The sequence below is a fragment of the Acinetobacter sp. ANC 4648 genome (assembly GCF_002135345.1).
Classification (GTDB): Bacteria; Pseudomonadota; Gammaproteobacteria; order Pseudomonadales; family Moraxellaceae; genus Acinetobacter.
This window is the reverse complement of record NZ_NEGI01000001.1, coordinates 70,547-84,750: the sequence shown is the minus strand read 5'-3', so window position 1 is coordinate 84,750 and position 14,204 is coordinate 70,547. Positions and strand designations below refer to the sequence as shown.

The 14,204-nt window shown below is 35.9% G+C and carries 12 protein-coding genes and 1 pseudogene; 5 read left to right on the top strand and 8 right to left on the bottom strand.

The window, feature by feature from the left end:
* Window positions 1-84 precede the first annotated feature (84 nt).
* Complete coding sequence (locus B9T27_RS00380; protein WP_086204909.1) at window positions 85-996, top strand: glycosyltransferase family 32 protein; 912 nt, start codon at window positions 85-87, stop codon at window positions 994-996.
* A gap of 89 nt (window positions 997-1,085) precedes the next feature.
* Here the strand turns inward: B9T27_RS00380 and B9T27_RS00375 are convergent, their stop codons facing one another.
* Window positions 1,086-1,961, bottom strand: a complete 876-nt coding sequence (locus B9T27_RS00375) for a lipopolysaccharide biosynthesis protein (protein ID WP_086204908.1) — start codon at window positions 1,959-1,961, stop codon at window positions 1,086-1,088.
* 103 nt (window positions 1,962-2,064) lie between these two features.
* Window positions 2,065-2,961, bottom strand: a complete 897-nt coding sequence (locus tag B9T27_RS00370) for a glycosyl transferase (protein ID WP_086204907.1) — start codon at window positions 2,959-2,961, stop codon at window positions 2,065-2,067.
* A 631-nt stretch (window positions 2,962-3,592) separates the two neighbouring features.
* On the opposite strand from B9T27_RS00370, the gene B9T27_RS00365 reads away from it, so the two are divergent.
* A complete protein-coding gene (locus B9T27_RS00365; RefSeq protein WP_086204906.1) occupies window positions 3,593-4,411 on the top strand; it encodes a glycosyltransferase family 25 protein in 819 nt (272 codons plus the stop codon).
* 42 nt (window positions 4,412-4,453) lie between these two features.
* Here B9T27_RS00365 and B9T27_RS00360 read toward each other — a convergent pair whose 3' ends face one another.
* The 5 genes and pseudogenes from B9T27_RS00360 to B9T27_RS00345 all read right to left on the bottom strand — a co-directional run bounded on the left by B9T27_RS00360 (window position 4,454) and on the right by B9T27_RS00345 (window position 9,080).
* Window positions 4,454-5,326 carry a lysophospholipid acyltransferase family protein gene (locus B9T27_RS00360; protein ID WP_086204905.1) on the bottom strand — a complete coding sequence of 291 codons (873 nt, stop codon included), beginning with the start codon at window positions 5,324-5,326 and terminating at the stop codon, window positions 4,454-4,456.
* Between the two features lie 18 nt (window positions 5,327-5,344).
* On the bottom strand, window positions 5,345-5,560 hold the full coding sequence (locus B9T27_RS00355) for a hypothetical protein (RefSeq protein WP_086204904.1): 216 nt from the start codon (window positions 5,558-5,560) through the stop codon (window positions 5,345-5,347).
* 112 nt (window positions 5,561-5,672) lie between these two features.
* Window positions 5,673-5,807, bottom strand: a pseudogene (locus tag B9T27_RS15175) (lipid A biosynthesis acyltransferase); the annotation flags it as partial.
* Between the two features lie 538 nt (window positions 5,808-6,345).
* Window positions 6,346-8,133 carry an aspartate--tRNA ligase gene (aspS, locus tag B9T27_RS00350; RefSeq protein WP_086204903.1) on the bottom strand — a complete coding sequence of 596 codons (1,788 nt, stop codon included), beginning with the start codon at window positions 8,131-8,133 and terminating at the stop codon, window positions 6,346-6,348.
* Window positions 8,134-8,315: 182 nt separating this feature from the next.
* Window positions 8,316-9,080, bottom strand: coding sequence for a DUF4184 family protein (locus B9T27_RS00345; RefSeq protein ID WP_086204902.1), 765 nt, complete (start codon window positions 9,078-9,080; stop codon window positions 8,316-8,318).
* A 142-nt stretch (window positions 9,081-9,222) separates the two neighbouring features.
* Here B9T27_RS00345 and znuD point away from each other — a divergent pair, with 142 nt between their 5' ends.
* Both znuD and B9T27_RS00335 read left to right on the top strand, forming a co-directional pair.
* Window positions 9,223-11,292 carry a zinc piracy TonB-dependent receptor ZnuD gene (gene znuD / locus B9T27_RS00340; protein WP_086204901.1) on the top strand — a complete coding sequence of 690 codons (2,070 nt, stop codon included), beginning with the start codon at window positions 9,223-9,225 and terminating at the stop codon, window positions 11,290-11,292.
* 83 nt (window positions 11,293-11,375) lie between these two features.
* Window positions 11,376-12,839, top strand: a complete 1,464-nt coding sequence (locus tag B9T27_RS00335; protein ID WP_086204900.1) for a phospholipase D family protein — start codon at window positions 11,376-11,378, stop codon at window positions 12,837-12,839.
* A 72-nt stretch (window positions 12,840-12,911) separates the two neighbouring features.
* Here the strand turns inward: B9T27_RS00335 and B9T27_RS00330 are convergent, their stop codons facing one another.
* Complete coding sequence (locus B9T27_RS00330; RefSeq protein WP_086204899.1) at window positions 12,912-13,361, bottom strand: hypothetical protein; 450 nt, start codon at window positions 13,359-13,361, stop codon at window positions 12,912-12,914.
* Between the two features lie 170 nt (window positions 13,362-13,531).
* Between B9T27_RS00330 and B9T27_RS00325 the strand changes: the two genes are divergently transcribed.
* Entirely contained in the window at window positions 13,532-14,035 is a 504-nt protein-coding gene (locus tag B9T27_RS00325; RefSeq protein ID WP_086204898.1) for an RcnB family protein, read from the top strand.
* Window positions 14,036-14,204 lie beyond the last annotated feature (169 nt).

Below are 14,204 nucleotides of genomic sequence, written 5' to 3'. Positions count from 1 at the left end.
CATTGTTACACCTAGTTAATGTTTATTCTATATTGATCTGCTGAAGTGATTTGGCTAGATAAAGTTCAATTTCAGGTCTGACTGATGAAAATTCTTAAGAAAATATTTTACCTGACAAAATTTAATATCATGTACTCATATAAAATGAGAAACAAAAATCCAGCCATAGATAACTATGCGGATATTTTGGTGATTAATCCTTTAGAAAAGCCAATTGAGATTCCTAAAAAAATTTGGATCTATTGGGAAGGTGACTTACCTGTATTTGTAGAAAAGTGTATTGAAAATATTAAACGTATAAATGCAGATTATGAGGTTAATGTCCTCAATCCACAGAATGTAAATCAGTATAGTGATATCAATTTTGCAGCACTAAATTCAGCTACCCCACAGCAGAAGGCTGATTTGCTGAGGTTTAATTTAATTTATCTTCATGGCGGAATATGGTTGGATGCAAGTATTATCGTTTATGAAAATTTAGATTGGATTCAAACTCTACTGAATGAAAAAAAGACAGATAGTTTTGCTTTTTACCGTAAAAAAAATACCACTAATCCACAGTATCCTGTATTAGAAAATTGGCTGCTGGCAAGTGTAGCGAATAATCCATTCTTTAAAGCATGGTTTGAAGAATTGTCTCGAGCAATAGAGCAAGGTCCAAAAAACTATATTAATACTATTCGGCAGACAGATAAAAATCATGCCGATATTTTTCAAAAAATTGGTAATTTAGAATATTTAGTTGCTTATGTTGCATGCCAAAAAGTAATGCGAGTAGAGCTTCCAAGTATTACTCTGATTAACTGTGATGAAAATGCATTTTTTTATCAGGTTAAGAATAGATGGGTTAAAGAAAAGACGCTGATTAATATGGCTATAAATTATCCGCCTGAAGTTTATCCTAAGTTAATTAAACTCGCAGGAAAGGAACGTAATCATCTTAAAATGTATTATGAAAAAGGTATATATTTTAAAGGTTCATTGTTAGATATTTAGAATTTTAAATTAATCCTAGACGTCTCTTTAATAAGTTAAAATATGCTCCCCCTAGTGCAATAATATAAATTTTGGATAGGGGGAATATGCTATTTTTTTTCAAAAGATTCGATTGCACTAGTTTTTGAAAGATTAAATACTTTTATATTTTCTTCTTTAAAAAACTGTGCTGCTGCATCAAATGCTGGAAAAATAACTTTTGAGTATTGGTCTAGCATGGTGGGTTGTTTATTATCTTTACTTTCATAAAATCTAGGTGTATTAAAATCATTCATGTCTAGACCGGCAATATAAATTTTTTCATATTGAAGGGCATGAGTTACTTGTAGCGCAACGTAGGCAACGGTAAAGTAATCAAAAATAGAGTGAAATATGCGCGTGGAAAAACCATATTCATTATGATAAAAATAGTGCTTCGTATTTTTATTTTCCACTTGTTTTTCTGCTAACAAACTTGTAATTATATTTTCTGTAATAGTTTCAATTACTTTGATTTTACATGTGATATCTTTGAATTTAACTCTTCTTAGAATTAAATCTAAACACTTCGGCGTTATAAAAAGAATCAAATCACTTTGAAGTACTTTTAAAACCAAGTCAAATCTTTTGGTTGTGAAGTTGTGGTCAATAATCACATAATATTGAAATTGAATATCTAATGAAATAGCACCATTTACACCAATATAGTCACAAGATGTTTGTTTAAAAACTTCAGGACTAATGGTTTTTATAGAGGGGCCTGTTGCGACTAATACTGCTGTATTATTATTGGTTTTTTCTAAAATAGTATTATCAGCAATCAGGATGTTTTGAAAGTAAACTTTGTTTAAGGTACCTTCATTATCTCTTTCGACACGAAATAAAGGCCAATACATTCGATTGTGTCTAAGTGCAGCAGAATGCGTGATTTTATAGAAAAATTTAAAAAAATTTCTACAAATAGAATGAGTAAAAAAATTATTCACGAAAATTTTCTCATTAAAAAAAGTAATATAAAACTGAAGTAAATTTCGTTACTTCAGTTTTTTTAAATTATTCAAAATTCTTTATAATATTGATTCTAAAAAATTAATTATCTAAAGAAAATCTATTTTTTTTAGACTTAAATTGATTAAAGAATTTTGATATCCAAGAGCTTGATTCGGGGCGAGTTACTTTATTACCTTGATAGTTAATTTGAGATGCTTTTTTGAAATTACCGAATGGACTCACGCTATAGCTCTCTGGTGTATATCCAGCCGCTAAAGCTTCATTATAATATTGGTCAAATAGCTCAGAAAGATCCTGTCTAGGATGTGGCAGGATTTTGCCATCAAACCAGTGTTTCTGGTTAGATGCTTCTAATCTGGGAATTGCATATTGATGGGTAAATTGTGTTCCCATATCTGAATAGTGCAATACTTTAATTTGATCAATGGTTAAATTTTCACCATCAATACAGTTGTATGAGTTGTTGTACGGGTGTGCTAAATGAGGTTGATCTTTTAAAAGTTGCATTAATTTTTTATGACCATCTGGGTCGGCTTGCAAACTTTTGAGGGATGGAAGGTACTGTTTCGCTTTTTCACAGTCCCAAACACACGTACATAAACGTGCGGAACTTTTATCACCTTTAGCAATGACCATAGCATCATCGCTAATGGAATGGTTCCATAATTCTGAAATATCACACAGGACCAGAACATCTGTATCCATATAAATTGCACGACCTTCAAAATTACACAATTCTGGGATAGCCCAACGGAAGCCAGAGAATGGAGTCGCCCATTTCTCAGTAGACCAACCTGTCGCTGTTTCTTGATGGGTATACCAAGGGCTATTCGAATTATGGCTCAACTGCATCCAGATAATTTCAACATTATGCTGAGTGTGTTTGCGAATACTATAATCTAGAACCATCATTTGTTCTAAATCACAGTTATTCGGATCACAGCCAATAAAAATTTTGATTACGTCTTGAGTCATTTGCTGGTACGCTTTAATTTAAAAAATGATAAAAACTTTTTATTTTAGCGAGCAACCTTAAATCAGTTATCCTGCTTGTATTTTTAATATAGGAAATACGGTTTGGACTTTAAAGTAGAGCTAAAGTACAAATTTTAGCATATTTTAAGCAATGGTTAAGCATTTTTTAAGCAGGCTGTTTAGGCCGTAAATTCTTTGGCTAAAAATACCTTCATTAAAAGATCGTATTTAATCTGTTAACTTATTGATAAAATTTATTTTTTTAAATATTTATTAAGTGGTAAGTGCTGTGAATTTAAAATTAAGAAGATAGTTTTGATTTTGGATTTATCATTGGGACTCTGAGTGGCAGAGTGAGTGGTAAATTTGGTTTGATAATTAAATTTTAGCCATTTGTTATTTTATTACAGCAGTATTTTTTAAATTCTAAAGAGTTGGAATTTTTTAATTTATTTGAATTGTTCAGTAAAATAACTTAACTGCAAATCAGTGGAATAAAAATATAGCCATGGCTAAACCAGTATAAGTATGAATGAGAGGAGGAGGATTTTGAGCTTATTTTGTAAAATAATCACAGATAATCCTTCTGAATGGTTATATTACAACATCGGAGCTATACGCTTATTTAAATATGAAAAACTTTGTGATTAGCTTATCTACAGCTGTTAAACGTAGAGAGCATATTTCTGCTGAATTTGGGCGTCAAGATATTGAATTTCAATTCTTTGATGCCGTGGTACCTGAAACGATGGAAAGCATGGTGAGGGAGTTAGGTCTAGATCTAACAGCAACTGATTTAAAAAAAAGTGAAGTTTCTTGCTTATTAAGTCATGTCGCATTATGGAAAAAAGCTGTTGATGATAATTTAGATTATATTGCTATTTTTGAAGATGATATTTATTTGGGAAGCCAAGCAAAGACATTTCTTTCAGATCCAAGCTGGATTCCCAAAGATTATAATATTATTAAGTTAGAAGCATTCTATCGGTATATTACGGTATTAAATGATAAAGATGATATTTCCATAGCTCAACGTAAGCTTGCTGTTTTGAAGAGTAGGCATATGGGATGTGGTGGATATATTTTATCGAATAATGGGGCTGCTAATTTATTAAAATTTATTAAAAAATATAAGAAGTTAATTCCTATCGATCATATCGTTTTTAATGATTATATGTTGCAAGGGAATGATCGTATTTTTCAAATGGTCCCAGCATTATGTATTCAGGACTTCATATTGAATAAATGTCATGAAAAATTTCCAAGTCATTTAGAAGATGACCGTCGTGTACGTAAAGGTGAAGTTGAAAAAATTATTAAGCCTAAAATAAGTTTTGTTCAGAAAGTTAAACGTGAAATTTCTAGGCCATTTCTAGAATTGTTAAAATTTATAAATTTCCGATATCAACAACTTCATGGACAAATCATCATTAGAATGAAATTTAAATAATTAAAAATCTAAACCTGATCACTTATAAGTTTCAATAAGTGCTCAGGTTTTTTTGTATATATTTTCTTTATTCTCTAAGTATTTAAATCGTTTATAGCCCCACATATAATCTGCAGGAGAGCGGTTAATAATGTATTCGACCGCTTTATTTAAAGCAGTTGTGGCAACAACAATATCTGCATGGTACAGCTCAGGATCATCTAAATTATCACAATAGATATCAAATCCTGCACCATCTTCACGACGAAAACAGCTTAGACCGACCAAACGGCAATGTGTTTTTTGTGCCATTTTACTGGCAAGAGTACTAGTCAGGGTTTTAGTATTAAAAAATGGTACAAAGACGCCACCTGAGGGGTGGGGAACATGGTCGGGTAAAATAATACTAAAGCCACCTTGCTTTAGGTTTTTAAATAATGCTTTTACTCCAGTAGCATCTGTTGGCACCAGTGAGGCATTGAGGCGTTGACGGGCCTCAAGTACGAAATTATTAATATTGGGATCTTTCATCGGCTTATACATAATTGTGGGGGTACCATATTGATGTATCCAAGCATTTATCATTTCCCATGTCCCTAAATGAGGAATAATAATTAAAGCACCTTTAGGGTCTTTTAATGCATTGGTCAGTACATCGAGATGGTGCACAGTATGTATCTGCTTGAGACTCCATTCAGGAGGCATCGCCCAGCATTTGAGTGACTCTGCATAAGACAAACATTGTTTTATGACACTTTCGCGCGCGAGTCGTTTGCGATCATGTTCTGATAGTTCTGGATAAGCTAAAGATAGATTGACTCGCACTTTCCATAACATACCTGATTGGGGGCGAGTATTAATAAAAAAGGCAATTAATCTAGCCAATAGCTGTAAGACGCTTAGAGGGATAAACCGTAAAAATGAAAATGTGGTCATGATTCTTTAGATAGCCCTTTATTCTTCAGCATTACCCTTAATAATCATATAAATGAGTGCACCAAAAATTAAGAAAGCCCCGCCAAAACTACTTAAGCAAAAATATAAAATACGATCCGAAGTATCTAAGTTAAAGACTTGATGACTAATGATATAGCGCATAAAACCCCATTGAATAATTGCGAAAGCAATAAGAACAATTGTATGACGACGGACTTCAGGACGCATAGCCATGAGGGAATTCACCTATAAAATTAACCACACTATTATGCCAGTATTGAGAATTTATCTCAATAAAAATACGATCCGGCCTAATTTTCAATTCAATATCATAAGCGAAAGAATATCAGCAAAATCTATTTATTGTGTATGTTGGAATGCCTAGGGAATTGCGGAAACGTTTATATGACCAAATGTACGGTTCAGGTGCGATATTAATCATTTTTTGAAGATCTTGATTCAGAGTATTGACAGAAAGTTGTTAATTATTTGAATAAATCCTACTTCAAGTTTTTGATTCGTGATTTGGTAAAATATATAAATAGCTGAATGAGAGGAGGGAGAGAATAAAAAGAAGGATAGTTTGATAAAAATTGTACGGTATTACATGTTAAATGATTAGACTCGAAAGTGAGATGGAAGTTTTGGCTGAAAAATACTCTAGCGCGTTGCAGTAAGGGAGGAGATGGGTTGATTGATATTGTTCAATGAGCTCTGACAAACCAATGAATTTAATTTAATACTTCTACTCAAATGTAGGAGTTCTATTGAAATCGGCAAGATCAAAATAAGTAAGAGAAGAGTTGATACAGCTTTACGTTTGCGAAATGTCAAACATGGAAGGTATAGCATATTTTTGCATTTAGAGAGATTAAAAGCATCCAGATTATTAGAGATTGTTTTTTATATAATGGATAATTTTCATTTGATTTCTTTAAGTCATTTTATTTGAGCATATTCTAAAATAGAGCAATAAAAAACCCTGCATATGCAGGGTTTTTTGAAAAGAAAATTAAGCCTTAAACTTGTTTTTCTTCTGCTTTAGGTTTTTCGCGTAAACGAATACCTAAATCACGCAATTGATTTGGTTCAACTGGTGCAGGAGCTTGAGTCAATGGACATTCCGCAGTTTTAGTTTTCGGGAATGCAATCACATCACGAATTGAAGTCGCACCCGTCATCAACATGACCAAACGATCTAGACCAAATGCCAAGCCACCATGTGGAGGTGCACCGTAACGTAATGCGTTGAGTAAGAAGCTAAATTTTTCTTCCGCTTCCTCTTCAGAAATACCCAATGCGGCAAAGATTGCTTGTTGCATTTCTAAGTTAAAGATACGGAGTGAACCACCACCAACTTCAGTACCATTCAATACCATGTCATAAGCAACAGACAGTGCAGCACCTGGGTTGTTCTTCACTTCTTCAACGCTTGATTTAGGTAGCGTGAATGGGTGATGCACAGAAGTCCATTTGCCATCATCAGTTTCTTCAAACATTGGGAAGTCTACAACCCAAAGAGGAGCCCACTCTGTAGTCGACATTTTCATGTCATGACCGACTTTAATACGTAAAGCACCCATTGCATCGTTTACAACTTTAGCTTTGTCCGCACCAAAGAATACGATATCGCCATTTTCAGCACCAACACGTTTTAATAAATCAAGTACGATTGGCTCGATGAATTTAACGATTGGAGACTGTAGACCTTCGATGCCTTTTTCAAGTTCGTTGACTTTAATATAAGCCAAACCTTTCGCACCGTAGATACCCACAAATTTAGTATATTCGTCGATTTGGCTACGTGGTAATGCACCAGCGCCTGGAACGCGAAGAGCAACAATACGACCTTTAGGATCTTTAGCTGGACCTGCGAATACTTTGAACTCAACGTCTTGCATCATGTCTGCAACGTCAACCAATTTCAAAGGAATACGCATATCTGGCTTGTCAGAAGCATAGTCACGCATTGCATCTGCATAAGTCATACGTGGGAATTTGTCGAAATTCACATTTAAAAGTTCTTTGAACATTTTAATAGTTAAAGTTTCCATCAAATCCATAATGTCATCGTCACTCATGAACGATGTTTCAACATCGATCTGAGTGAATTCTGGCTGACGATCAGCACGTAAGTCTTCGTCACGGAAACATTTTGCAATTTGGTAATAACGATCAATACCACCAACCATCAACAGTTGTTTAAATAACTGTGGTGATTGTGGCAGTGCATAGAAACTACCATTCGATACACGACTTGGCACTAAATAGTCACGCGCACCTTCAGGGGTTGCACGTGTCAAAATAGGTGTTTCAACGTCTAAGAAACCATTTTCTTCGAAATAGTTACGAATGAGATTCGTCAATTTAGAGCGGAAACGTAAACGATCAAGCATTTCTGGACGACGAATATCAAGGAAACGATATTTCAAACGTACTTCTTCAGAAATATTGGTATTTTCATCATTCAATGGGAATGGTGGAGTTTCAGAAGCAGCAAGTACTTCGATGTTTTTTGCTAAAACTTCAATTTGGCCACTGACCATATTTGAATTTTCAGTGCCTTCATAACGACGACGCACACGACCTGTAATTTTAAGTACGAATTCAGAACGTACTTTGTCTGCGGTAGAGAATGCTTCTGGGGTATCTGGGTCAATTACGACTTGTACTAGACCATCACGGTCACGCATATCAAGAAAGATAACACCACCGTGGTCACGGCGACGATGTACCCAACCGCATAAGGTAACGGTTTGGTCAATTTGAGCTTCGGTTAAAGTACCGCAGTAATGAGTTCGCATCATAGCGTAAAACATCCAACTATATGGGTTAAGGCAAGCGTATACGTAAACAGCGTACCGCCTCTGAATGATGGATTATGCCTCTTTGAGAATTTTGTCACAAGGAGCAGATCAAAAAACCATGGAATTTCAATCAGTTTTTACGTGATTCATCATGTAGGAAGTGTAAACACTGCCATTAAAAATTAGCCAAGTCGATGTTTTCGGTCTAAAAATAAGAAAATGAGGCAACCGAAGCTAAAGCTAATCAGCGCAGCTTGAGTAAACTGATTGATGGATTTTCCAAGATACCAATACAGGTCATTCACCATTGGATTTGATTGAACTTGCTGTGAAAAATGAAAATAGGAAACAGTACCACTTAAGCCCGTGATTAAAAATAACAGTAGTGCATACACTTTAATTTGGTTATTAATGGGCTGATTTTGTTTATATTTAAAATAATAATGTACAGACATCCAGAACAAAAAAGGTAAAGCTAAAACTGAGCTACCAATTTGTAGTACGCGATGCATTGGATAGCTATATCCCCAAAAATAGACAGGACTATTGAGAAAATCTTCAAAGGCAAAGGTTCTAAAATCGGAATGGGTTAAGCCATCCCAAATCAGGTGTGTGGCAATTCCTACAATGGTGGCAATGATTAGGCTGAGTAAAAATTCTATCGTTTTGTCAAGACTATTTAAGTTGAGCGGTTTTTTTAAACCGATCAATCGAAAAACAACCGGTCTATATAGGCAATACCACAATAAGCAAAAACCAAGAGCAATAAATAAATTTGGAAAAATTAAGCTTTGCCATTGATGTGTAAAATTATAATCTGCGGTGGTAAATAAACGATATAAATCAGGGGTCATTGTTCCAATCGCTAAAGCAGCAATAGGTAAACGATAGCCCGTTAATTTAGCGATGGGAGGGGCGAGTACAGCATGTGAAATCGTAAAAGGCATTTAAAACTTTAAAAAATAAAACAGTGACTTTGTCATGCTGTAGTTTAAACAAAATGAAGACAGGAGAATGTTTTTTATTGCAATTAAAATGAAATGTTATAGTATTACATTTTAATAAAATACTGAGCTTAGAGAGCAATTCATGTCATTTTCTAAAAGTGTTCTGACACTTTCAATTTCAGCAATTTTTTCAACGTCTTTGTGGGCAGAAGACTCAAATGATCCAGTGCAGCAATTGGCAACGATTACAGTTTCAGCACATCCTTTAGATCAATCTGATACAGATTTTGGGGTTGCAGATCAAACTGTAGATCAACAACAATTACAACAAGCCGGAAGTACTTTAGGTGAAGTACTAAAAGATGAATTAGGCGTACGTTCTAATAGTTTTGGTGCAGGTTCAAGCCGTCCTGTTATCCGTGGTCAAGAAGGGGCACGGGTTAAAGTTACACAGAATGCAACCGAAACTATGGATGTTTCGAGTTTATCCCCCGATCATGCTGTTACTGTCGATCCGCAACTTGCAACCAAGATTGAAGTGATTCGTGGACCATCAACCTTGCTGTATGGTGCTGGTTCAGTCGGTGGTTTGGTCAATGTGACAGATAGCAAAATTGCCACCCAAATGCCTGAAAATGGTTATGAGGGAGATGTTGGTGTGCGCTATAACACCGGCAATGATGAAAAACTTGCTCATGCAGGGATCACCGTTGGTCTTGGTTCAAATGTGGCTTTACGGGTTGAAGGTTTAACACGAGATGCCAATGATTATATTGCACCCAATTATAGTGTAACGGAAGAACATGGTGACCATACACATACCAATAAAGAACGTCGTGTCGGTAATACCTTTTCGGGCTCAGACAATGTGAATGTGGGGTTGTCGTGGATTGGTGAGCGTGGTTTTGCTGGTGTATCGTATAGCAATAGACAAGATCAATATGGTTTACCTGGACATAGCCATGAATATGAAAGTTGCCAACTGAGTCCAACCCGCCTAACTTTAACTGGATGTGGTACAGATTCAACTACAAACTCTGAGCATGAGCATGCAGAAGCAGGTCCTTGGATTGATTTAAAAACGGAGCGTTATGATTTCCGTTCTGAATTGAATAATCCACTTGCAGGCTTCAAAAAATTACGAGCACAAGCCAGTTATACCGATTATCAACATGATGAAATTGAAGCTGGCACAGCAATGACCACCTTTAAGAGTAAAGGCTATGAAGGACGTTTAGAGTTGGTTCATAACCCCGTTGCAGATTGGGAAGGTGTGATTGGGATTCAAGCCAGCCAACAAAAACTAGACATTTCAGGTGAAGAGGCGATTCTTGCTCCGAATAAAACTCAAAAATATAGTGTCTTTGGTTTAGAGCATAAACAGTGGAATGATCTGCATTTTGAATTGGGTGCACGTTTAGATCAGCAAAAAATTGAAATAGATTCAACACAAAAAGATTTCGATGGACACGCTTTCTCGTATTCAGGTGCAGTGAACTGGGAGTTTGCTCCGAATTATAAGTTATCACTCGTAGGCTCACATCAAGAGCGCTTGCCATTGGCACAAGAGCTTTATGCGGATGGTAAACACTTTGCCACCAATACTTACGAATTGGGTAATCAAGATTTAGATAAAGAAAAATCTAATAATGTGGAGTTAGGGCTGCATTATGATGCTGAAAAACTGAGCTATCATGTTCATCTGTATCATAATTGGTTTGATAACTACATTTATGCGCAGACTCTTGATCAATATAAAGATTTCCGTTTAATTCAGTACGCTCAAGATAAAGCCAAGTTTTATGGCACTGAAGCTGAAGTAGCTTATCAATGGTCACCAATCTATAAAGTCGGATTATTTGGGGATTATGTGCGCGGCAAAATTGATGCTGAGAATGCTCCACGTATACCAGCTGGTCGTTTAGGAACACGAGTCAATGCTGATTTTGATGATCATTGGTCAGGTTCGGCAGAGTATGCACATGTGTTTAAGCAAAATGATATTGCAGCATATGAAACGGATACGCAGGGTTATAACATGGTCAATGTTGGTGTGGCTTATAAGTATCCACTGTTAGGTAAACAGGAAGCACGAGTATTTTTTAATGCCAATAATTTACTAGATGAAATGGTCTATGAACATAGTTCTTTCTTAGCCAATATTCCACAAATGGGGCGTAACTTTGTGATCGGTGTAGATTTTAAATTTTAAGCATTTGCATTCTTTCACCAAATCATGATTGAAAAATAAAGAGATAAGACCTAGTCTGGACATATTAGATTAGGTCTTGTTTTATGCGTATCTTTAATAAAATTCACAATAAGCTGAATTGGTCACGCCGCCGTTACTTCGGTGCGATTTTGAGTGTTTTAGCTTTAGGTTATTTCGCATCTGCCGCCTATCAGGTCTATAAGCCTTTGCCAGAAGGTTTGGACTATGCTGGTCCATTACATCATGCGAAGGTGAAATTTATTGCAGATCAAACCTATATTGATGCTCAAGGTCAGCAACAACTCGACCATCAAATTTTCAATCAGATATTGAAGCTGATCGGCGAAGCCAAAAGCACCATTGTGATTGATATGTTTTTATTTAATCAAGAAGTCGGCAGCTCTCAAGCTCAGCAAAGAGCTTTAACGAAACAACTGATTGATGCATTGGTTAATCAAAAAGTGGTGAATCCAACCCTCGAAATTAAGTTTATTACCGATCCTATTAATTCAGTTTATGGGGGCGTGTTATCTGAGCAATATCGTCAATTACGTCAAGGGGGCGTGGATGTAATTGAAACTAATCTGATACCGCTGCGTGCTTCAAACCCAGCATGGTCTGGGTTTTGGTATTTATGTTGTCAGGATGTGGGGAATAATCCACAAAAAGGCTGGTTATCGAATCCTTTTGGTCAAGAAAAAATTACCATTCGTAGCTATTTAAATTTATTTAATTTTAAAGCAAATCACCGTAAAACCATTGTGGTCGATACTGCTGAAGGATGGCAAACAATCGTCACTTCGGCAAATCCACACGATGGAAGTTCACGCCATTCAAATGTTGCATTATGGGTCTCAGGCCCAACGGCAATTGATGTTTTAAAATCTGAACAGCCTGTAGCGCAGATGTCAGGTGGAGATACGCCTTTTGTTGTCATGGGAGATTTTGATGGTGTAGCTACAGATCCACAAGTGCAAGTTTTAACTGAAAAAGCCATTTATAAGGCGGTATTAAATCTGTTGCAAACAGCAAAAGCTAATGATCAAATTGATTTAGCAATGTTCTATTTATCAGAGCATCAAATTGTGAAGCAATTGATTGATGCAAAACAGCGTGGTGTAAAATTAAGGGTATTACTTGATCCGAATAAAGATGCATTTGGTCGTCAAAAAAATGGTATTCCAAACCGTCAGGTGGCTTCAGAATTACATGATGCAGGTATTGATGTGCGTTGGTGTAATACTCAAGGTGAACAGTGCCATAGCAAGATGATTGTAAAACGCAATGCACAATCTGCTGAAATGATTTTAGGCTCTGCAAATTTTACAGCACGTAATTTGAAAAACTATAATTTGGAAACTGATTTACGCGTCGTTGGAACACCGCAACAACAAGTATTCCTAGATGAAAATCAGTATTTCAATACAGCGTGGTCGAACTTAAATGGCCGAAAAATTAGTGTCGATTATGCCACATATGCAGATGAATCGAAGTTGAAGTATGGCGTATACCGCTTTATGGAATGGAGTGGTTTGTCGACTTTTTAAATTAGAGCCAACAGGATGATGACGCTAATTTTAATAGATATCCCTCATTTTTGAGGGATTTTTATTGTCTATTTATTGCGGATTGGGTGGGATCAATGCGTCTAAATCTTTATCTGCAATTTGGTCTAATTCTTTTAAATCAGTTTTTATTTTCCACTGCGTTTCATCTTCAACAGGACTTGGTAATCGCGCTTCTAACCAATCGCAAACAACATCAGGGCTAAACTCAGCATGATTACACTGAATTACCCAAGCTAAGAAATACTTGGCTTCACCATTCATATAGGGTGGTGGTGAAACTGGGAGAAATTGTGTCGGTAACCGTTCGTTTTTAGAAATATAATTGAGTACGTGACCAAGTTCTTGCACAGTTTGCCAAGCCAATGGATGCTCAACATTAATTTGGAATTTAAACCACCAGGTGTGTTTTCCATCTGAACCATAACTATCAATCAAAGATTCTTGAATGCTTGGAACTTTGCAAAAAAATTGATGTAGACGGTCAAAACTCAGTTCAGCCACGATACAGCATCCATAAGGTTAAAATGGTATGTTAACAGATATGTCTGTTTAAATTGAAGCTCAGCAGCCTTGTGCTCTGTTTGAAAATATAATTTGTATATTATTTATTCATTACTTATCTTGAATTTAAGATTAAACTAACTCTGTGAATGGTTAATATAGGTAATGTCATGAAAAAAATATTTATTTTGACAGCTTTAACTCTGTTGATTACAGGGGGATCTACCTTAGCCATGGCTGATGCAAAAGATTGGGGGAATTATCGTGGTGTTGAACGGCAACAACCCCATAAATATCCATATACCACAACATATCAGGGCTATGCGGATCCCTATGGGCATCCATTTACACAGGAATATCCTATTCAACCACCATTAAATCAAAGACCACCTCATTGGGGGCCTCCTCCGTATCCGAGCCCAAGTTATCCAAGCTACCCAGCATATCCGCCTCAAAATGGTGTCACGATTATTTATAACGACCAGTTTCCAACACGTACAGAATCTCGGACTGAAAGCCATGGCTTTGTTAATGGTGATGCAAACTCTAAAATTGAAAGTTCAAGATATACGCTAATTAGCGATTGGCGACGCTATGGTTTACCAGATCCGCAGGTGGGAATGCATTGGATTTTCCAAAATGGTCGTTATGTACAGGTACCTAATGATCGTTGATATTTGAAAATGCTTGATCATTTTGTATTGGCCGGCCTTGCTACAGGATTCATCGCTCAAGTTTTATTAAATGGTAGAGATTAGCTCAGTATGTATTAACTGATTGTTGCTGGATAGTTTTGAAAGTAAGTTGAAAACCTGAAGATTGATTCGTTTAGATTTTATTGCA